19 protein-coding genes are annotated in these 18,313 nt (G+C 74.0%); 7 read left to right on the plus strand and 12 right to left on the minus strand.

Annotation, left to right across the window (positions count from 1 at the left end):
• The first annotated feature begins 254 nt into the window (after positions 1 to 254).
• Positions 255 to 710: a VOC family protein gene (locus tag ACFWGN_RS14075; protein WP_191802421.1), complete on the plus strand. Its 456-nt coding sequence runs from the start codon at positions 255 to 257 to the stop codon at positions 708 to 710.
• Positions 711 to 747: 37 nt separating this feature from the next.
• Here the strand turns inward: ACFWGN_RS14075 and ACFWGN_RS14080 are convergent, their stop codons facing one another.
• Together ACFWGN_RS14080 and ACFWGN_RS14085 are read right to left on the minus strand one after the other, a co-directional pair.
• Positions 748 to 1,449, minus strand: a complete 702-nt coding sequence (locus ACFWGN_RS14080; RefSeq protein ID WP_377617611.1) for a hypothetical protein — start codon at positions 1,447 to 1,449, stop codon at positions 748 to 750.
• Positions 1,450 to 1,524: 75 nt separating this feature from the next.
• Positions 1,525 to 2,736, minus strand: a complete 1,212-nt coding sequence (locus tag ACFWGN_RS14085; protein WP_191802419.1) for a Fic family protein — start codon at positions 2,734 to 2,736, stop codon at positions 1,525 to 1,527.
• Between the two features lie 94 nt (positions 2,737 to 2,830).
• Between ACFWGN_RS14085 and ACFWGN_RS14090 the strand changes: the two genes are divergently transcribed.
• A complete protein-coding gene (locus ACFWGN_RS14090) occupies positions 2,831 to 3,514 on the plus strand; it encodes a YigZ family protein (protein WP_377617613.1) in 684 nt (227 codons plus the stop codon).
• Between the two features lie 165 nt (positions 3,515 to 3,679).
• Here ACFWGN_RS14090 and ACFWGN_RS14095 read toward each other — a convergent pair whose 3' ends face one another.
• Together ACFWGN_RS14095 and ACFWGN_RS14100 are read right to left on the minus strand one after the other, a co-directional pair.
• Positions 3,680 to 5,101 (minus strand): UTP--glucose-1-phosphate uridylyltransferase, encoded by a 1,422-nt coding sequence (locus ACFWGN_RS14095; protein WP_377617614.1) that lies wholly within the window; start codon positions 5,099 to 5,101, stop codon positions 3,680 to 3,682.
• An 84-nt stretch (positions 5,102 to 5,185) separates the two neighbouring features.
• Positions 5,186 to 5,806: an L-threonylcarbamoyladenylate synthase gene (locus ACFWGN_RS14100; protein ID WP_191802413.1), complete on the minus strand. Its 621-nt coding sequence runs from the start codon at positions 5,804 to 5,806 to the stop codon at positions 5,186 to 5,188.
• 64 nt (positions 5,807 to 5,870) lie between these two features.
• Here ACFWGN_RS14100 and ACFWGN_RS14105 point away from each other — a divergent pair, with 64 nt between their 5' ends.
• The gene (locus tag ACFWGN_RS14105) at positions 5,871 to 6,617 is read left to right on the plus strand and encodes an endonuclease/exonuclease/phosphatase family protein (protein ID WP_377617616.1); all 747 of its coding nucleotides are present in this window, start codon (positions 5,871 to 5,873) and stop codon (positions 6,615 to 6,617) included.
• 174 nt (positions 6,618 to 6,791) lie between these two features.
• On the opposite strand, the gene ACFWGN_RS14110 is transcribed toward ACFWGN_RS14105, so the two are convergent.
• Entirely contained in the window at positions 6,792 to 8,606 is a 1,815-nt protein-coding gene (locus ACFWGN_RS14110) for an FAD-dependent oxidoreductase (RefSeq protein WP_377617618.1), read from the minus strand.
• A 172-nt stretch (positions 8,607 to 8,778) separates the two neighbouring features.
• On the opposite strand from ACFWGN_RS14110, the gene ACFWGN_RS14115 reads away from it, so the two are divergent.
• The 3 genes from ACFWGN_RS14115 to ACFWGN_RS14125 all read left to right on the plus strand — a co-directional run bounded on the left by ACFWGN_RS14115 (position 8,779) and on the right by ACFWGN_RS14125 (position 11,080).
• Positions 8,779 to 9,642, plus strand: coding sequence for an SDR family oxidoreductase (locus ACFWGN_RS14115; protein ID WP_056651844.1), 864 nt, complete (start codon positions 8,779 to 8,781; stop codon positions 9,640 to 9,642).
• Between the two features lie 106 nt (positions 9,643 to 9,748).
• Positions 9,749 to 10,171, plus strand: a complete 423-nt coding sequence (locus ACFWGN_RS14120) for a cyclic nucleotide-binding/CBS domain-containing protein (RefSeq protein ID WP_056651841.1) — start codon at positions 9,749 to 9,751, stop codon at positions 10,169 to 10,171.
• A gap of 141 nt (positions 10,172 to 10,312) precedes the next feature.
• Positions 10,313 to 11,080, plus strand: a complete 768-nt coding sequence (locus tag ACFWGN_RS14125) for a GAF and ANTAR domain-containing protein (protein WP_377617620.1) — start codon at positions 10,313 to 10,315, stop codon at positions 11,078 to 11,080.
• Positions 11,081 to 11,167: 87 nt separating this feature from the next.
• On the opposite strand, the gene ACFWGN_RS14130 is transcribed toward ACFWGN_RS14125, so the two are convergent.
• The 3 genes from ACFWGN_RS14130 to ACFWGN_RS14140 all read right to left on the minus strand — a co-directional run bounded on the left by ACFWGN_RS14130 (position 11,168) and on the right by ACFWGN_RS14140 (position 13,687).
• Complete coding sequence (locus ACFWGN_RS14130; RefSeq protein WP_191802409.1) at positions 11,168 to 11,896, minus strand: PAS and ANTAR domain-containing protein; 729 nt, start codon at positions 11,894 to 11,896, stop codon at positions 11,168 to 11,170.
• A 145-nt stretch (positions 11,897 to 12,041) separates the two neighbouring features.
• Positions 12,042 to 12,398, minus strand: a complete 357-nt coding sequence (locus ACFWGN_RS14135) for a helix-turn-helix transcriptional regulator (RefSeq protein ID WP_191802407.1) — start codon at positions 12,396 to 12,398, stop codon at positions 12,042 to 12,044.
• Positions 12,399 to 12,403: 5 nt separating this feature from the next.
• The gene (locus ACFWGN_RS14140; RefSeq protein ID WP_191802405.1) at positions 12,404 to 13,687 is read right to left on the minus strand and encodes an MFS transporter; all 1,284 of its coding nucleotides are present in this window, start codon (positions 13,685 to 13,687) and stop codon (positions 12,404 to 12,406) included.
• Between the two features lie 85 nt (positions 13,688 to 13,772).
• Here ACFWGN_RS14140 and ACFWGN_RS14145 point away from each other — a divergent pair, with 85 nt between their 5' ends.
• The gene (locus tag ACFWGN_RS14145) at positions 13,773 to 13,973 is read left to right on the plus strand and encodes a hypothetical protein (protein ID WP_191802403.1); all 201 of its coding nucleotides are present in this window, start codon (positions 13,773 to 13,775) and stop codon (positions 13,971 to 13,973) included.
• A gap of 3 nt (positions 13,974 to 13,976) precedes the next feature.
• Here ACFWGN_RS14145 and ACFWGN_RS14150 read toward each other — a convergent pair whose 3' ends face one another.
• The 4 genes from ACFWGN_RS14150 to ACFWGN_RS14165 all read right to left on the minus strand — a co-directional run bounded on the left by ACFWGN_RS14150 (position 13,977) and on the right by ACFWGN_RS14165 (position 18,176).
• Entirely contained in the window at positions 13,977 to 14,438 is a 462-nt protein-coding gene (locus ACFWGN_RS14150) for an HNH endonuclease (RefSeq protein WP_191802401.1), read from the minus strand.
• Positions 14,439 to 14,951: 513 nt separating this feature from the next.
• The gene (locus ACFWGN_RS14155) at positions 14,952 to 15,515 is read right to left on the minus strand and encodes a Fur family transcriptional regulator (protein WP_318244439.1); all 564 of its coding nucleotides are present in this window, start codon (positions 15,513 to 15,515) and stop codon (positions 14,952 to 14,954) included.
• On the minus strand, positions 15,512 to 16,180 hold the full coding sequence (locus tag ACFWGN_RS14160) for a GAP family protein (protein WP_191802399.1): 669 nt from the start codon (positions 16,178 to 16,180) through the stop codon (positions 15,512 to 15,514). The genes ACFWGN_RS14155 and ACFWGN_RS14160 overlap by 4 nt, the downstream gene beginning before the upstream one ends.
• 208 nt (positions 16,181 to 16,388) lie before the next feature.
• Positions 16,389 to 18,176 (minus strand): SulP family inorganic anion transporter, encoded by a 1,788-nt coding sequence (locus ACFWGN_RS14165; protein ID WP_377617624.1) that lies wholly within the window; start codon positions 18,174 to 18,176, stop codon positions 16,389 to 16,391.
• Positions 18,177 to 18,313: the final 137 nt, after the last annotated feature.

Genomic DNA, 18,313 nt, shown 5'->3' on the forward strand with positions numbered 1-18,313 from the left:
AGCTTCCGCCTGCCCTGCGGTGCTCGCAGGGGTCTGATCTCAAAGTCCATCGCATCCCCGAAGGTCGGGCGTTGCGACGACTGCTAGAACTCAAGCCTCGACCAGGGGGGCTCTTCGTTCGTCCCGCTCCGCCCCGTGTCGTCGGGGCTGTCTTGGTGAGGTGTCCTGGGTGGTGATCAGCGTGGTCGCTACGCTTGGCACACTATTTATCAACGGAAGAAGCGGAGCAGAGCGGTCCGGCATAACGTGGCGACATGACGGAACGCCCCGACCCCGCACCCGTGCGCCAGCTCCGCCTCGTCGTCGAGGCGGAGGACTACGAGGCCGCGCTCACGTTCTTCCGCGACGTGCTGGGCCTCCCCCAGGAGGCCGCCTACAGCGGCACCGGCGGCGCCCAGGTGGCGATCCTCGACGCCGGGCGCGCCACCCTGGAGCTCGCGAACCCCGCGCAGAAGCGCATGATCGACGACGTCGAGGTGGGCAGGCAGGTCGCTCCCCCGCTGCGCGTCGCGTTCGAGGTGTCCGACACCGCAGCCGTCACGACGGACCTGGTCGCGGGCGGGGCTCGCCTGGTCGCCCCGCCCGTCCGCACCCCCTGGAGCTCGCTCAACGCGCGGCTCGAGGCGCCCGCCGGTCTGCAGATCACGGTCTTCCAGGAGCTCGACCCCGAGGCGCCCCGCTCCCCCGGCGACGCAGACCGCACGGCCTGAGCCCCGTCGTCGGGCCCCGCGGGCCCCTGACGACGCGCTACTCCCCCGCCGCCCCCTGGGCCGCGCCCAGTTCCTCCGGGTCCGCGTGCCACGCCCGGCGGACCTGCTCGAAGCGCGTCGGCAGCGGCGGACGCACCCCGCCGTACCGCGCGTTGGTCCGCTGCACGAACCTGCGCCACGAGAGCACCAGGCCCTGCTTGGTGATGGGCAGACCGCTGGCCACCGTGACGCCGTTGTCGTGCGTGTGGTGAACGGTCAGGAGCAGTGCTCGCGGGATCGACCCCTCGAGCTCCGAGCAGAGGTCCTCCCGGACGTCCATCCAGCGGCGCAGGACCATGACGACCCCCGGTTCGAGGCGGTGCTCACGGACCGTGCGGTGCTTGCCGTGCTGCACGACGACGCGCCCCTCGCCCGCCTGAGCCCCCGCCGGGCCCAGGTCGAGAGAGTCGACCGTGCAGCGCAGCAGGTCCGAGTACCGGGCGCCCGTGGCGCGGGTCAGCCCGACGATCACGGCCAGGCGAACCATCTCCGGCTTGGTCGAGGCGTACATCGCGGCGACCGAGAGCTCCCGCCAGACCCACTCCGCCTCGTCGCGCGTCACGGGTGGACGCGGGTAGCGCGGCGCGAGGGCCGTCGCGGTCTCACCGCCCGGAGAGCCGGCGTCGGGCACGTGTGGCACGGGCGGGCTCGTCCCGTCCGTCGGGGCGTCCTGGGGTGAGTCGGCGTCGTCGGTGACCATGGAGCGAACCTACCCGCTTGGCACACTATTTTCCACGACCAGACACGGCGGGTCGCGCGGCACGTCGCCGCAGGCTCAGGCCTCCCGCAGCCGCCGCGTGAGGTCGTCGATCTCGCCCAGGACCTCGGTCGCAGCCCACACGCCGTGCCGCTGCGACGTCGAGATCCGCGAGAGGACCCCCGCGTCCGTGAGGCGGCCCAGCGCCTCGTAGGCCGCCGCCCCGGACGTCCCCGCGACCTGCCGCGCGAGGTCCCCGTCCAGCACGGGGTGGTCGAGGAGCGCATCGAGGATCGACGCCGCGGCCGACCCTGCGCGCGGGCGCACCTCGGACCGCCACAGCCCCGGGAGCTCTGCGAGGTTGTCCGCGGAGATCCGCGCCTCCTGCGCGGCCATCGACGCGCTGGTGGCGAGGTATCGCACGAACTGCGCCGCCCTCCCCTCGCGGTAGGCGTTGACGCGTGCGAAGTACTCCCCCGTGTCGGCGAGCATGGCCGAGGCGACGGGCACGACCAGCGTCGGCGCGAGCCCGCGGCGACGCCACACGGCCCCGATCAGGGCCCTGCCGATGCGGCCGTTGCCGTCGGTGAACGGGTGGACCGACTCGAACTGGGCGTGCGCGATCGCTGCCTGGGCCACGGCGGGGAGGTCGTCGCGCCGGAGGAACTCGACCAGGTCCTCCATGTACGCGGGCACGAGCTCGGGCGGCGGCGGGACGTGCACGGCTCCGCGGGGTGAGTAGTCGGACCCGCCGATCCAGTTCTGGACGGTCCGGAGGGTTCCCGCCACAGGACCGTCCAGGGGATCGTCCTTGAGCAGCGTCCGGTGGGCCGCGAGGACGTCGTCGAGCTCGATCGCCCCGGCGGCGCCTGCCGCGTCGACCAGCCTCGACACCGCCCGCGCCGCCGCGACCGTGACCTGGGCGTCCTTGCTGGCCCGCATGCCGATCGTGGCCTTGGCCAGGTCGGCGAGGCTCGCGTCGTGACGCTCGATCCGCGACGACGCCACGGCCTCGGTCCGCAGCAGGAACGTGGCGAACGACGACAGGACCGGGCCGTGGACCGCGTCGAGGCGCGTGATGTCCACGGCGGCGCGCTCGATGCGGGCGGCGTCCTCGGCCGTCGGCACGTACGCGACCTCGGCGATCAGGGGCGGCAGCGAGACCGTGACCTCGCGCAGCATCCGGTCCTCGCGCGGACCTCGGGTCGCCGAGCGCCAGGGCCGCACCTCGCTCGTGTGGCGCGGCCAGTCCGGCCCGTCCGTCGTGCTGCTCGTGCTGGCCGAGGTCATCGACAACCTTTCCTTGGACGCCCTTTGCTCAAGGTTATGCCCTCTAACCTTGACACGGCGAGCCGGAAGTCCAGGTTGGCTAGGCTGGTCGGCGATGACCTCCCACCCGCGCTCCCCCGGCTCCGCCGACGGCGACCCGCCGCTCCCCTCGACCGTCGCGCGCCCCGTCGAGCACGAGCTCGTGGTCAAGAAGTCCCGGTTCATCACCCTCCTGCACCCCGTCACGACGGTCGCGGACGCCGAGGCCGTCATCGCACGCGTCCGCAAGGAGCACTGGGACGCCCGGCACCACTGCACGGCGCTCGTGGTGGGGACCCATGCCGACCAGCAGCGATCGAGCGACGACGGCGAGCCCTCGGGCACAGCCGGCATCCCCATGCTCGAGGTGCTGCGGCACCGCCACGTGACCGACGTCGTCGCGGTCGTCACCCGCTACTTCGGCGGCGTCCTGCTCGGCGCCGGGGGCCTCGTCCGGGCCTACTCGAACGCCGTGAGCGAGACGCTCGACCTGGCCCCGGTCCTGCGTCGCGAGGTCATGGTCGAGGTCGCCGTCGAGGTCCCTCACGCGGAGGCCGGCCGGATCGGCAACGTGCTGCACGAGTGGTGCGCGACCCACGGCGCGGTGCTCGAGGGCACCGACTACGCCGCTCGTGCCACCTACCGCCTGCTCGTCCCGCCCCCGCAGCTCGTGCCGCTCGAGGCCGACCTCGCGTCGGCGTCGAGCGGCACGCTGTCACCGGCCGTGGGTGACCGCCGGATCGTCGACGTCCCCGCCTGAGCCAGGGCGCGGGCGAGGGCCGCTCCCCGGCCGTGCGACGCCGTCGGGCATCAGCAACCTGCCCGCGGGGACCACGTCCCTCTCAGGGCACCCTCGGCGCCCTCGTGGGGCCCGTCCCGGGACACCCGCGGCCCGTGGCGCTCGCCCCACTGCGTCGCGCGACGGTCAGGAGCCCGCGGCGATCCCCGCGGGCCCCACGCGCGCGCCGTCCGGGACGCTCGACGGCGTACCCGCGTCCTCCAGGACCGCATCTCCCTCGGCCACCACGTCTCGGCCGAACGACCAGTCGCCGTGCACCGTGAGGCTGTTCGCGCCGCGCAGCGACGGAACCCCCTGGGCGAACCGCGCGTCGAAGTCGCCTACGAGCTTGTAGTACGCGCCGTCGAGGTCGATCAACGGCGCCTCGACCGTGGCCCTGAGCGTGAAGTCCTCGGCGAGCTCGTAGACGTCCGAGCGCAGCAGGAGCAGGTCGCTCGTCGCCTTGACGGGCAGGAACCGGCTGCGGTCGACCTCGATCACGGTCGATCCCTCGAAGACCTCGATCGCGGCCCCCATGGCCGACTCCATCTGGATCACGGGCGTCGACGACGGGTCGGTCGGGTCGACCGTCTTGGGGTTGACGATGAGCGGCAGCTCGAGGACTCCCCCGGTCCGCTCGAGCTCGGCCGCCAGCGCCCGCAGGTCGAGCCACAGGTTGTTGGTGTTGAAGAACTTGTGCCGCTCGATGTCCCCGGCGGCCGCCAGGTCCTCCTCTGGGGTCTGCGCGGTCTCGCGCAGCACCAGGCGGCTGTCCGAGCGCCGCACGACGACGTGGCCGCCCTTGCGGTCCGCGGGCGTCCTCCGGGCCACCTCCGCCGCGAAAGGAGCGCCCGACGCCGCGAACCAGCCGGCCATGGCCGCGTCCGGAGACGCTCCGAGGTTGTCCGAGTTGGACACGCTCGCGTACAGGTAGCCGGCGTCCAGCAAGGTCTGGAGCGCCCCCGACGCCACGAGGGCCGTGTACAGGTCGCCGTGCCCGGGCGGGCACCACTCGAGGTCCGGGTCCGCCGGCCACTCGACGGGCTCGAGGTCGTCCGCGCGCAGCTTGGGCTCACGGTTCTGCAGGAAGTCCAGGGGCAGCCCGTCGACCGCGAGGTCGGGGTAGGCCGCGAGCGCCGCGAGGGTGTCGTCGCGGGTGCGGAAGCTGTTCATGAAGAGCAGTGGCAGCGGGGCGCCGGTGGCGGCGCGGGCGGCGCGGACCTGGCGGGCGATGATGTCGAGGAAGGTGAGAGGGGCGGCGTCGGGGCTGTTCGTGGTGCGCACGGTGAGGAGCGACTTGGCGCGGTCCATGCCCATGGAGGTGCCGAGTCCTCCGTTGAGCTTGATGAGGACGGTGCGGGAGAGCGCGTCGGCGGCGTCCTGGGGGGTGACGTCGAGCTCGTCGCGGTGGGTGACGTCGGTGAGGGGTTCGATGTCGGCTTCGGGGACGGTGCCGGTGGCGCCGTCCTGCAGGAGTGCGTAGAAGCGGCTGAAGACGTCGATCGCGGTGGGGTGGACCCCGGCGTCGGCCATCTTGTGCTGGGAGTGGGTGAGGCCCTGGCTGCTCATGGTGTCGATGCTAGGACCGGTGGGCGGGTTCGCGCCGGGTGGGCCGTGGTGTGCCGGTCACATGCGGGGTGCCGGGGGGCGGGGCTACTCGAAGCGAGAGGGGTCTCCTGCGCCGACGCGCACGACCTCGGCCGCGCCGGAGGAGAAGTCGACGACGGTGGTGGGTTCGGTGCCGCAGTCGCCGGAGTCGACGACGGCGTCGACCTGGTGGTCGAGGGCTTCCTTGATCTCCCACCCCTGGGTCATGGGCTCGTCCTCGCCGGGGAGCAGGAGGGTGCTGGACAGGAGGGGTTCGCCGAGGGCGCGCAGGATGGCCTGGGTCACGGCGTGGTCGGGGATGCGGACGCCGACGGTCTTCTTCTTGGGGTGCGCGAGGCGTCTGGGCACCTCGGAGGTCGCGGGCAGGATGAAGGTGTAGCTGCCGGGGGTGGAGGCCTTGATGGCGCGGAAGGCGGCGTTGTCGATCTTGACGAGCTGTCCGAGCTGTGCAAAGTCGGCGCACACGAGCGTGAAGTGGTGCTTGTCGCCGAGGTGGCGGATGTCGCGGATGCGCTGGGTGGCGCTGTGGGAGTCGAGCCGCGCGCCGAGGGCGTAGCAGGAGTCGGTGGGGTAGGCGATGAGGGCGTCGTCGCGCAGGAGCGTGACGATCTGGTCGATCGCGCGGGGCTGGGGGTCGACGGGGTGCACGTCGAAGTACTTCGCCATGGACCGAGCGTAGGCCAGCGCGGCTCGGCGTGCCGCGCGCCGGGGTGGGAGGAGAATCTGTGGGATGCGACTGGCTACCTTCAACATCCTGCACGGGCGGTCCACGGTCGACGACGTGGTGGACGTCGACCGGTTCGCGCGTGCGGTGGCGGACCTGGGTGCGGACGTGCTGGCGCTGCAGGAGGTGGATCGCAACCAGCGGCGCTCTGGGCACGTGGACCTGGCCCGGGTCGCGGCGGAGGCCATGGGCGCGGTCGACCACCGGTTCGCGGCGACGATCGACCGGCGGGGGGTCGGGGGGCGCGCGCAGTACGGTGTGGCGCTGCTCTCGCGCTTCCCCGTCCACGAGTGGCGGGTCCTGCCTCTCCCCCGTCGTCCGTGGTGGCGGCCGCTCCCGCGGGGGAACGACGTGCGGCGTCCGCGGTGGCGCCTGGACGAGCCGCGGACGGCGTTGGCCGCGGTCGTGCTGTCGCCGCAGGGCCCGTTGACCGTGGTCGCGACGCACCTGAGCTTCCTGGACGGCTGGGGCGAGCACCAGCTCGACCACCTGGCGGCGGGTCTTGCGGACGCCCCGCGCCCCTTGGTGGTCCTGGGGGACATGAACCTGCGGTCGGAGATCCCGGCGGCGGTCACGGGCTGGAGCCCGTTGGTGGTGGCCCGGTCGTACCCGGTCGCGCACCCGACGTTGCAGATCGATCACGTCCTGGCTGACGGGTCGGTGCGCCCGACGTCGCCGGGACGGTCGGTCGACACGGGGCTCTCGGACCATCGGGCGCTCGTGGTGGACGTGGAGATCGAACCTCTCGGCTGAGTCTCGGCCGCTGGCCCACCGGCACCGTTCGAACAGGAGTTCGACGTCGTCGTCCCGCATCGCACCCACGGATAGAACACTTGTTCGACCGCCGCTTCGAAAGCGCCTCGATTCCTTCGAACAGGTGTTCCATCTCTTCGCCCGCCCGTGGGGCAGTGGCACTTCTCCCCCGCTTCAGGCCGACGTGCCGTGCGTGATGCGCACGACGGGCAGGCGCAGCGCACCGGGCGCCCCGGCAGGCACGGCGGGGCGCAGCGGCTCGACCGGGGCCACGCGCCGGTAGGCGCTGCCGAGCGGGGGACGCGGGTCCTCCTCACCGCGTCGGGGCCACATCGCGACGGCCCGCTCGGCCTGGGCCGTGATCGTCAGCGACGGGTTGACGCCCAGGTTCGCGCTCACCGCGGCCCCGTCCAGGACGTGCAGCCCCGGGTGCCCGAACACGCGCTGGTACGCGTCGAGCACCCCGGACCCCGGCGAGGCGCCGATCGCGCAACCGCCCAGGAAGTGGGCTGTGAGGGGCATCCCGAACGGTTCTCCGATGCTCCCGCCGGGCGCTCCGCCCATGACCCGGGCCAGGCGCCTGGCCGCCTCGTGCGCGGCGGGGATCCACCCGGGGTTCGGGGCGCCGTGCCCCTGGCGCGAGGTCATCCGGCGCCGCCCCGTCCACGTGCGCCGCGTGTACGTCGTCAGCGAGTTGTCGTGGCTCTGCATGACCAGGGCGATCACGGTGCGCTCGGACCAGCCGCGCAGGTCGAGCATGGCGGGCAGCCGGCGGCGCTGGGCCCACAGCTCGCGCACCCACTCCCCCGGCGAGGGCGCGATCCCGGGGCGGGCTCCGTCGTCGGGCGCGGTCCCCTCGCCCTGAGTGCGCGGGCCGCGAGCGCCGCGGGGCGTGACGAGGACGGTCTGCAGGAGGGCCATGGCGTTCGAGCCGCGGCCGTAGCGCACGGGTTCGACGTGCGTGTGGGCGTCGGGGTGAAACGAGGAGGTGATCGCGACGCCGCGCGTGTAGTCGGGCGCGGTTCCCCCCGGGGGGCGCCGGTCGGCCGTGGCGCCCAGCAGGGCCTCGGAGTTGGTGCGGGTGAGCATGCCGAGGCGCTCGGAGAGGTGCGGCAGGGTGCCCGCGTCGCGCTGGGCGTGCAGGAGCTGCTGGGTCCCGTGCGCGCCGGCCGCGAGGACGACGTGCCGGGCGGTCCAGCGGGTGCGCCGGGCGAACGGTCGGTCGGTGCGCCGCGAGGTGACCTCGTAGCCCCCGTCCGGGAGCGGGGCGATGCGTGTCACGGTCGTCAGGGGGTGGATCCGCGCCCCGGCGGCCTCGGCGAGGTGCAGGTAGTTCTTGACGAGCGTGTTCTTGGCGCCGTGGCGGCACCCGGTCATGCACTGGCCGCACTCGAGGCACCCGCGCCGTGCGGGTCCCGCGCCGCCGAAGAACGGGTCGGGCACGGGCACCCCGGGGGCGCCGAACAGCACGCCCACGGGGGCGGGCGTGAACGTGCCCTCCACGCCCATCTCGCGCGCGACCTGGTGCACGGCCTCGTCGGCGGGCGTGCGGCCCGCGTAGGTGACGACGCCGAGCATGCGCCGGGCCTGGTCGTAGTAGGGCGCGAGCTCGGCCTTCCAGTCGGTCAGGTAGCCCCACGAGGGGTCGGTGTAGAACGCGTCGAGCGGCTCGTAGAGGGTGTTGGCGTAGACGAGGGACCCGCCGCCGACCCCGGCGCCGGCCAGGACGAGCACGTCCCGCAGGCGATGCACCCGCTGGATGCCGAGGCAGCCGAGGCGCGGCGCCCACAGGAAGTCGCGCAGGTGCCAGGAGGTCGCGGCGAAGTCATCGTCGGCGAAGCGGCGACCGGCCTCGAGGACCGCGACCCGGTACCCCTTCTCGGTCAGCCGCAGAGCCGCGACGGACCCGCCGAAGCCCGAGCCGACGACCAGCACGTCGACGTCACGGGTCAGGGTGCGGTCCTGGTCCGCAGAGATGTCGTCGGTCATGGTCGTGGTCACCTCGTCGCACGTGCGGGCGCCCCGTCGCGCCCGGCAGGTGCTCATCCTGCCACCAGCCACGGGGCGGGGCGCACGCACCTCCTGCGAGTCCGCGAGCGCCGACCTAGCGTGGGGAGGGGCCGGTTCGACGCGTCCCTCGACACCCCGACGGAGGAACACCATGCCCGACGACGCCCCCGCCTTCCCCGCCCAGCAGCAGGAGCCCCCGGGGCTCACCGCACCGATGGACCCGGCTCCCGACCACGGGGAGACCTCCTACCGCGGTTCGGGCCGTCTCGCGGGCCTGCGCGCCCTGATCACGGGCGGCGACTCGGGCATCGGCCGGGCCGTCGCGATCGCCTTCGCGCGGGAGGGCGCCGACGTCGCGATCGGCTACCTGCCCGAGGAGCAGCAGGACGCCGAGGAGACCGCGCGCTGGGTGCGTCAGGCGGGCCGCGAGGTCGTCCTGCTGCCCGGGGACCTGCGCGAGGAGCAGGTGGCGCGCGACACGGTCGCCGACGCGGTCGCCCGCCTGGGCGGTCTGGACGTGCTCGTCAACAACGCGGGCTTCCAGATGGCGCGCAGGTCGTCGATCGCGGACGTCACCACGGACGACCTCGACCGCGTGCTCAAGACCAACCTCTACGCGCTGTTCTGGGTCACGCAGGCCGCGCTCGAGCACCTGGGCGAGGGGGGCTCGATCGTCAACGTCTCCTCGATCCAGGCCTACCAGCCGTCCACGTCGTTGCTCGACTACGCCTCGACCAAGGCCGCGATCAACAACTTCACGGTCAACCTCGCCGCGGAGGTCGGCGCGCGGGGGATCCGCGTCAACGCCGTGGCCCCCGGACCGATCTGGACGCCGTTGCAGCCCGCGACCCAGCCGCCCGAGAAGATCGAGGCGTTCGGTGCGGACACCCCGCTCGGTCGTGCGGGGCAGCCCGCCGAGGTCGCCCCGGCCTTCGTGTTCCTGGCCTCGCCCACCGACGCGGGCTACGTCTCGGGGACCGTGCTGGGGGTCACGGGCGGCAAGCCCGTCTTCTGAGGTCGCCCCGCCGCCCCGCCCGGCCGGGGCGGCGGTCTCGGGCTAGCCTGGACGCGGGTCGAGAGGTGGCCCGCACGCACCGCAAAGGGTCCCTCGGAGGCCGACGATGCCCACGACCATCGCCCAGCTCATGTCCACGACGTTCTGCACGGTCGAGCAGAGCGCGACGGTCGCGAGCGTCGCGCGCGCGATGATCGACGAGGACGCCGGCGACGCGGTCGTGCTCGACGACGGGGACGTCGTGGGCATCCTCACCGACCGCAGCATCGTGCGGGCCCTGGCGGCCGACGCCTCGCCCGACCACCCCGTGGGCGGGCTGTGCACCGAGGACCTCGTGGTCCTCAGCCCCCAGGACCCCGCCCGGGAGGCCGTGCGGATCATGGAGCGCCACGCCCTGCTGCGCCTGCCCGTGATGGTCGGGGCCGAGCTCGTGGGGATCGTGCGGCTCTCCGACCTCGTGACCGCGATCGAGCGCGGGCTCGTCACCGTGACCGAGACCCAGGGCGCCGGGAGCCTGGAGGGCGCCTGAGCCGAGCCCGTGTGGGGTGCCCCGGGGCGACCCAGGCCCGGACTTTCGCGTGCGGGCGCGTAGCGTAGTCCCCGAGAGGTGGAGGACCGGCGCGCTGTGCACCGGACACCGGACACCCCCGAGCAAGAACGGGTACGCAGGATGACGCAGGAGCTGCAGCAGACCACCACCACCGCCCCCTCGACGGTCGAGTACGGCACCGGGGTGAGCCCGGCCTCGGCCGTCGAGTCCTCCGTCGCGGCGGCTGCCCGCGCCCTGGCCGAGGAGCCGAGCCTCCAGGAGACCCTCGACCGGATCGTCGAGCTCGCGGTCGCCATGGTCGACGGCTGCGACGCGGCCGGGATCTCGCTCGTGACCCGCAAGGGGCAGATCGAGACCCCGGCGGCGTCCCACGCGCTCGCCCGACGCGGCGACGAGCTCCAGTACGCCCTCAACGAGGGGCCGTGCCTGGACGCGATCCGCGAGACCGACCTGGTGCGCACCGACGACCTGGCCACCGAGCCCCGCTGGCAGCGCTGGGCCGACCAGGTCCAGGACGAGCTGGGCGTGCGCTCGATGCTGTGCGTCCAGCTCTTCACGAGCGAGACCTCGCACGGCGCCCTCAACCTCTACTCCCGGTCCGTGGCCGCGTTCCCCGCCACGACGCTCTCGATGGTCTCGACGTTCGCCGCGGTCGCCGCGGCGGCCCTGACCGCGGCCCGCACCGAGGAGCAGCTCACGAGCGCCGTGCAGACCCGCACCGTGATCGGGCAGGCCCAGGGGATCCTCATGGAGCGCCACCAGCTGTCCGCGCAGCGCGCGTTCGCGGTCCTGAGCCGGGTCTCGCAGGACTCCAACGTGAAGCTCTACGACCTCGCACGCCAGGTCGTCGAGACCCGGGTCCTGCCCCTGCGCGCGAGCGCCGACTAGCCCCTGGGGCACCGCCTGGCCCCGGCTCGGTCGCCCCGCGCCCGGCGGGACGCGGGGCCGGGGCGTTCCCCGCCCCCGCGGCCGGGCTCAGCCCGCGGCCGCGCCCTTGCGCCGGAAGAGCTGCGCCCCGCCCACGCGGCTCACGCTGCCGGGCTCGAGCGCCGCGAGGCACGCGTCGGCGCGGTCCTTCGCGTCCTCGCCCAGCCCGCCCGCGACGGACAGCGCGTCGAGCAGCTCGTGGGCCACGTCGGGCAGGCGGCGGCTGCTCTCGCTCGCGTGCACCACGAGCAGGTCCAGGGCCCCGTCGGAGTCCAGCCCGTGCGTGGCCATGAGCACGCCCTTGGCCTGGTCGACGACGGCGCGGTCCGCGAGCCCCACCGCGACCTGGCGGGTCACCTCCCGGCGCAGCGCGTCCTCGTGGGCCGCGGTGCTGTCCACGACCAGGCCCACGACCTCCACCACGGCCCCCGACGCGTCCCGGCGCCCCTGACCCGTGACGGTGACCGTCCTGGTCCGGCCCCGGGCGTCGACGATCCGGTGGCTGCAGCTGAAGGGACGCCCCGTGGTCCGCAGCATCGCGATCTCGCGCAGGACCGCGTCACGGTCGTCGGGGTGCTTGTGCGAGGCCAGCAGCGCGGCCGTGGGCGCGACCGATCCCGGTGCCAGCCCGTGCAGCAGGTACATCTCGTCGGACCACCACCACTCGCCCGTGCGCAGGTCCACGCGGTACTGCGCGGTGGGGTGCGCGCGCCCGATGCTCAGCGCCTCGGCCAGGGGGTCGCGCCGGCGACGGCGGGGGGTTCGTTCGGTCGTCATGAGGTCTCGCTCTCAGCACAAAGTGTCGAGGGGCCGCTTCCTGACTCCTAGGTGCCCCACCTTAGGCCCCGGCGAGCAGGAGAGCCAGCATGCCCTCGCGACCCGGCGACCCCACGGTGACCTCCTGACACCGCGGGCGCCCGCCTCACTCCTCGAGCGCGTGGTGCGGCGGCAGCGGGTAGAGCGTGTGCTCGGTGTGGTGCAGGACGTTCGTCACGAGCGCCCCCACGTGCTCGGTGGCCTGCGCGTAGTAGACGCTCGTGCCCTCCCGCCGCGAGGTCACCAGGTGGCCCGCACGGAGCTTGGCCAGGTGCTGGGAGACCGCGGGCACGGGCCGGTCGAGGGCCTCGGCGATGGCCGTGACCGACATCTCGGTGCCGGTCAGCATCTGCAGCACGGCCAGGCGCGTGCGGTCGGCGAGCAGCCGCAGCACCTCGACCGCCCGGTCGAGGTCGGCCTCGGGGGGAGCGGTGGGTCTGACGTCGCGCTGCGTGGTGGCCATCCCCCTCATGCTCCCACCTGAGCGCCCGACCGCGCGGCAGGCGCAGCGTCCGGGCCGGGTGCGTCGCCCCGCGCGCCAGGGACCGGCCACAGCGACCGCGCGGCCAGGGTCGCGCCGAGCGCGACCAGCGCGAGCACGCCGGCCGCCCACGACAGGCTGAGCGCCCCCAGCAGCCCCGCGAGCGGGTACGTCACCAGCCAGCACGCGTGGGACAGGGAGAACTGCGCGGCGAACGCGACGTGCAGGTCGTCGGGACCGACCGCCCGGCGCACCACGCGCCCCACGGGCGTCTCGACCGCGGACCAGCCGGCGCCGATCGCCGACCACGCGAGGGCCACCCCGACCAGGGCGACGTCCTGCGGGGCCGCGAGCACCAGCGGCACGACGGCGCAACCCACGCTCAGGAGGGCGGCTCCCCCGAGCATCACGCGCCGCTCGGGCACCGCGCGCAGCACACGGGGCAGGGCGAGCGCGGCGACCACCGACCCTCCGCCGCACACCGCCAGGAGGAGAGCGACGCCGTCGGGCCCGAGCCCCAGCACCTCCCGGGCCACCACGACGCTCTGGACCAGCACGAACGAGACCGCCGCCGCGACCGCCAGGTCGAGCGCGAGCACCGGACGCAGGGCGGGCGTGCGCACGAACAGCACCACGCCCCGGCGCAGCCGCCACCCGAACGAGCCCTCCGGTCCCGAGGGCGCACCCGCGGGCTCGTGCACCCGCCGCGGGAGCGCGACCGAGACCACGAGCAGCGCCGAGGCCCCGAACCCCACCGCGGTCCCCCAGAAGAGCTGGGACGGGCTCAGGACCAGCAGGAGCACGGCCGCGAGCGCCGGGGACGCCACGGCCTCCAGGTCGTAGGCCAGGCGCGAGAGGGACAGGGCCGAGGTGTAGTCGCGCTCGTCGGGCAGGACGTCGGGCACCACGGACTGGAACGTGGGGGTGAACGTGGCCGAGGCGCACTGCAGGATCACGACGAGGACCAGGACCTGCCAGACCTCGCCCACGAACGGCAGCGCCAGCGCGACGCCCAGGCGCACGAGGTCCGCCCCGACGAGCACCGCGCGGCGCGGCACGCGGGCGAGGAGGGCCGCGGCGAGCGGGGCCAGGACGACGTAGGCGACCATCTTGACGGTGAGGACGGTCCCGAGCACCGCGCCAGCGCGCGGCCCCGCGAGGTCGTAGGCGAGCAGGCCCAGGGCGACGGTCGCGACGCCCGTGCCCGCGAGCGCGACGACCTGGGCGGTGAACAGTCGCCGGTAGACCGGGTGGGACAGGGCGGAGAGCATGCCCCCATCATCCTGCTTGCTTGCGCAGTGATGCAACTATGCAACCAGTCGACCCGGATCCTCCCGGACGTGGGATCCTGGAGCCGTGTCCGACCTGACGTCCCGTCGTATCCCGCCCGGCCCCATCCTGCAGGCGCTGCGCACGCACCGCTTCCTGCCCGACTGGACGCTCGACGTGCCACAGCTCGCGTTCGAGCACGCGCTGGACCTCGCCGAGGGCGACCCACGACGCCTCGTGCTCGAGGAGGACGGCACGATCCGCGTGGAGAACTCCCCGCAGCCCTGAGGGCTAGACCTTGCCGTGCGGGTAGATGTCCGCGAGCACCGGCTCGAAGGGGCGCGAACGCAACGTCATGCCCGCCTCGAGGGGCGTCCGCCCGGCCTTGGCGCTGTTGCACGCCTCGCACGCGGCCACCGCGTTCATCCAGCTCGTGGGGCCGCCCTGGCACCGGGGCACCACATGGTCCATGGTCGTGGCGGGCGCACCGCAGTAGCCGCAGCGGTGCCGGTCCCGGCGCAGGAGCGCCGCCCGCGAGTAGGGGACCCGTCCCGTGCGCTCGTAGACCCAGCGGGTGTGGACGTAACGGACCAGCTCGACCGAGACGGGACGCTGGTAGGGGCCGAAGGTCTCGCCCTCGACGGCCTCGCGCACCGCGGCGACCCGCCGGTGCAGCATGCGGATCGCGTGCCCCAGCGAGACGCGGCCCAGGACCTGCCCGCCCCCCAGGTTGTAGATGAGGACCTCGCTCATCGACCGACTCCCGTCTGCGTCCCGTGGCGTCGAGGTCCTCGACGCCACGGGCGCTCGCGCTGCGTGCGGAGAGGGCGGGAATCGAACCCGCCCCACGGGACGCAGGTGCGTCCCGTCGCCCTCCTTGGCACATGCCTCTCCAGGGGTAGCCGCCCGACTGCAGACCGGGCGACTTGGGAACTCCACGCACACCACGGTTCCCCGTCGTGACCAGGTTCATGTGCCTGGCTCGCCGCGCTACCACTGTGGCGCGGTCTCGTGTGCGTCAGCTCGTGCGGGCCGCCGGGGCGGCACCTCATGAGAACGGGTCAGGAGCGGTGGCGTCCGGGCTGCCCCGTACGACGCCGGTCTCCTGACCGGACGATCACCACAGTAGCCTCCGCCCCCGGGGACACGGCAAGGGCTTTTCGGGGAGAGATCGCGCAGGAGCTCAACGCACGACGGCGCAGAGACCGTCGGCACGCGCCCGAGCGCCGACGCACCTGCCGCCACCACCCGCCGCGAGGGGTCGGTCTAGGCCCGGCACGTCCCGCAGACCCCGGACAGGGCCACGTGCGCGGGGGCGAGCGTGAAGTCGGCCGTCGTCGCGAGCCACGTCGTGACCGGGTCGAGCAGGTCGCCCGGCAGGTCGATGATGCGCCCGCACGAGCTGCAGATCGCGTGCAGGTGCTCGCGCGTCGGCTCGCCCGGGGCCAGGTGGTAGGCCGTTGCCCCTCCCCCGATGTGCACGTGCGTCACGACGCCCAGGGTCGTGAGCCGGTCCACGGTCCGGTAGATCGTCGCGCGGTGGATGCCCGGGTGCCGGGCCTCGACCCGGGCCGAGAGCTCGTCGGCGCTCGGGTGCCCCTCGCCCGTGGCGAGGACCTCCAGGACCGCGCGCCGCGCCTCGGTCACGCGGTGCCCACCCGCCCGCAACCGGTCCAGCGCGGCCTCGACGGGGTCGGCCCCCTCGGGGGCCGCACCGAGCACCCCGCCCGCTCGCGCTGGGCCGGACTCCCCCGGGCCCCCGGGCTCTCCGAGAACCTCGGCCCGGCGCGGGAGGCCGACGTCACCCTGCGCGTGCCCCTGCCCGGTCACAGCGCCGCGATCCCGTCACCGACCATCTTGGCGCCCAGCACCAGGAGCAGCACGGCCATGATGACCGCGTTGTTCTGGATCATCCAGGTCTTGAGCTCGTCGAGCAGGGTCGCTGCACGCGCGCCCATCGCGAGGTAGATCACCACGGGGGCGGCGACCCCGACGCTCGCCACGACGACGAACACCGCGAGAGCCCCGAGCTGCTCACCGGTCTGGGACGTCGCGGCAGCGATGGCCGCAGCACCCGAGACCACGAGCAGCAGGTTCTTGGGGTTGACCGCGCCGAGCAGGACCGCGAGCCCGAACGCCTTGACGGGCGTGAAGGCGTCGATCGCGCTCATCCACCTCGGCGTCTCGGGCGCCACCCCCGCGCGCGGGCGCCCTCGCCACTGCTTGAACGCGAGCAGCAGCAGCAGGACGCCCAGGACGATCTTGACGACGCTGGCCCACGTGGGCGGCCCGGACTCCGCAGGGGTTGCGGCCCCGGCCACGAGAAGCACGATCGACCCGAGCGCCGCGATCCCGACGATCCACCCCAGCAGGAACGAGAACCCGTTCGCCGTCGCCTTCCTGCTGACGAGCATCAGCACCACCGCCACGATCGGCATGGGGCTGATGAGAACACCCACCGCGATGGGCAGGGACTGACCGATGGCTGCGCCCACGGCACTTCCTCTCGTCGTGCGGCGGGCGCCGGGACGCCGCGCCGCGTTCGTGGTCCTGCTCTCGACCCGGGGCGCGCGCCCGGTCCGGACCGGTTCGGCCGAATCGGGCAGTGCCCCGCCGCACCGGTCACCCCGACCGTAGTGCCGCGCCTCCCACCCCGCGCGGGAAGGTTCCCCGCCCCGGCAGGCGCGCGGCGCCGTCGGGCCTTCAGGAGGCGGGCGCGCCCGCGGGTGCGGCGCCCGGCGCGCCGGGCGCCGCCGGAGCGTCGCCGAGCGCCGCGTCGAGCGCGGTGTCGACGTCGGGGTAGGTGGGGGGCAGGTCGTCCGGCCCGACGGCGCCGCGCAGCACGTCGCGCACCTGGCCCACGTCACGTGCCAGCACCAGGCGAGCACCGACGCGGTCCAGGTCGCGGCGCAGGGTCCCGAGCATGTCGGCGGCCTCGACGTCCACGAACGGCACGGTCTCGGCGTCCAGGACCACGACCCGGGGCGAGGCCTCGGCGACCAGGCGCCGCACGGCCGCGCGCACCGTGTCGGCGTTGGCGAAGAACAGGCCCGACTCGACGCGGACCACGAGCGCCCCCTCGACGCCCTGGCCCCCGTCCTTGCCCGTGGCCACGCGCCGCGCCCGGTCGACCCACACGCCGTGCGAGTTGCGCACGAGCACGGCCACGTGAGGCCGTGAGGCACGCCCCAGGAGCAGGAACAGCGAGAGCACGATCCCGATCACCAGGCCCGGCAGGGTGTCGAACACCAGGACGCCCACGACGGCCGCGAGCGCCGCCCAGAAGTCGTGCCGGGCCGCCCCGCCGTACAGGTCCTTGGTCCGGGGCGTCGCGAGGCGGTACAGGCGGCGCAGCGCCTTGACGTCGACGAGCTCGATCACCGCGGCGATGACGACGGCCGCGAGCGTGGCCTCGGGCAGGGACTCGAACACGGGCGTGAGGAACAGCAGGGTGAGGATCGTCAGGGCCGCCGCGACCAGCCCCGAGACCTGGCTCTTGGCTCCCGCGCCGCCGTTGACGGCCGTCTTGGACAGGCTGCCGTTGACGACCATGCCGGACGCGAGGCCCGAGCCGACGTTGGCGGCGCCCATGCCGAGGAGCTCGCGGTTGGCGTCGATGTCGTAGCCCTCGCGCGAGGCGTACGTCTTGGCCGCTCCGAGGGCCTCGGCGAAGCCCACGAGCATGACGCCCGCGGCCGGGCCGATCAGGTCGGTGTAGGTGTTCCAGTCGATGCCCGTGGGCAGTCCGAGCGCGGGCAGGCCTGCCTGGATGGGGCCCACGATGTCCACGCCGTCGTCGTCGAGCCCGAGCAGCAGGACGAGCGCGATCCCGATCCCGACCACGACGAGCGACCCGGGGACCTTGGGCAGCCAGTGCTTGAGCGCGAGCACCGCGGCCAGCGACCCGACGCCCAGGACCACGGTCAGGGGGTGCGCCGTGCCGAGCTCGGTGAGGATCGCCCAGAGCTTCTCGAAGAAGTTCCCCTCGCCCTTGTCGACGCCCAGGAGCGCGGGCACCTGCCCGATGACGATCGTCAGCGCCAGGCCCACGATGAAGCCCTTGAGCACGGGTTCGGAGATGAACGAGGCCAGGAATCCCAGGCGCGCGATGCCGGCGACCAGGCACAGGACCCCGGTCACGAGCGCGACCGCGGTGGTCAGCGCGACGAAGGCCGCGGTGTCGCCCGGGCGGAAGGCCGCGACCACGCTCGCGGACAGCGCCGCGGTCGCGGACATGGGCCCCACGATCAGGTGGCGCGAGCTGCCGAAGGCCGCGTAGAGGATCAGCGAGGGCACGGCCGCGTACAGGCCGACGACGGGCGAGACGCCCGCGATCGTCGCGTACGCGAGCGACTCGGGCACGAGCACGGCCCACACCGTCAGGCCGGCGACCACGTCACCGCGCAGCCAGGCCCCGCGGTATCCCTGGAGCGACGCGAACAGGAGGCGTGGTCGCGTGCTCGTGGTGCGTGGACCGGTGCTGTGCGGCATGCGCCCGCCTCTCTCCGCGAGGCGCCGGGCGCGCCTCACGGGTGAACGTATCGGCGCTGGGCGCCCTCGGCATCAGGAAGCCTCGCGTGCGGCCCGACGGCGCCGCTCACCGTGCACCGGTGCCTCGCCGTGCGCGG

This window comes from Oerskovia sp. NPDC060338, assembly GCF_042726295.1.
GTDB classification, from domain to species: Bacteria; Actinomycetota; Actinomycetes; order Actinomycetales; family Cellulomonadaceae; genus Oerskovia; species Oerskovia merdavium.

What these genes read in the sequence shown, in the direction of transcription:
- ACFWGN_RS14075 (WP_191802421.1), top strand. Translation starts at nt 255, where the DNA reads ATGACGGAACGCCCCGACCCCGCACCCGTGCGCCAGCTCCGCCTCGTC.
- ACFWGN_RS14080 (WP_377617611.1), bottom strand. Translation starts at nt 1,449, where the DNA reads ATGGTCACCGACGACGCCGACTCACCCCAGGACGCCCCGACGGACGGG.
- ACFWGN_RS14085 (WP_191802419.1), bottom strand. Translation starts at nt 2,736, where the DNA reads ATGACCTCGGCCAGCACGAGCAGCACGACGGACGGGCCGGACTGGCCG.
- ACFWGN_RS14090 (WP_377617613.1), top strand. Translation starts at nt 2,831, where the DNA reads ATGACCTCCCACCCGCGCTCCCCCGGCTCCGCCGACGGCGACCCGCCG.
- ACFWGN_RS14095 (WP_377617614.1), bottom strand. Translation starts at nt 5,101, where the DNA reads ATGAGCAGCCAGGGCCTCACCCACTCCCAGCACAAGATGGCCGACGCC.
- ACFWGN_RS14100 (WP_191802413.1), bottom strand. Translation starts at nt 5,806, where the DNA reads ATGGCGAAGTACTTCGACGTGCACCCCGTCGACCCCCAGCCCCGCGCG.
- ACFWGN_RS14105 (WP_377617616.1), top strand. Translation starts at nt 5,871, where the DNA reads ATGCGACTGGCTACCTTCAACATCCTGCACGGGCGGTCCACGGTCGAC.
- ACFWGN_RS14110 (WP_377617618.1), bottom strand. Translation starts at nt 8,606, where the DNA reads ATGACCGACGACATCTCTGCGGACCAGGACCGCACCCTGACCCGTGAC.
- ACFWGN_RS14115 (WP_056651844.1), top strand. Translation starts at nt 8,779, where the DNA reads ATGCCCGACGACGCCCCCGCCTTCCCCGCCCAGCAGCAGGAGCCCCCG.
- ACFWGN_RS14120 (WP_056651841.1), top strand. Translation starts at nt 9,749, where the DNA reads ATGCCCACGACCATCGCCCAGCTCATGTCCACGACGTTCTGCACGGTC.
- ACFWGN_RS14125 (WP_377617620.1), top strand. Translation starts at nt 10,313, where the DNA reads ATGACGCAGGAGCTGCAGCAGACCACCACCACCGCCCCCTCGACGGTC.
- ACFWGN_RS14130 (WP_191802409.1), bottom strand. Translation starts at nt 11,896, where the DNA reads ATGACGACCGAACGAACCCCCCGCCGTCGCCGGCGCGACCCCCTGGCC.
- ACFWGN_RS14135 (WP_191802407.1), bottom strand. Translation starts at nt 12,398, where the DNA reads ATGGCCACCACGCAGCGCGACGTCAGACCCACCGCTCCCCCCGAGGCC.
- ACFWGN_RS14140 (WP_191802405.1), bottom strand. Translation starts at nt 13,687, where the DNA reads ATGCTCTCCGCCCTGTCCCACCCGGTCTACCGGCGACTGTTCACCGCC.
- ACFWGN_RS14150 (WP_191802401.1), bottom strand. Translation starts at nt 14,438, where the DNA reads ATGAGCGAGGTCCTCATCTACAACCTGGGGGGCGGGCAGGTCCTGGGC.
- ACFWGN_RS14165 (WP_377617624.1), bottom strand. Translation starts at nt 18,176, where the DNA reads ATGCCGCACAGCACCGGTCCACGCACCACGAGCACGCGACCACGCCTC.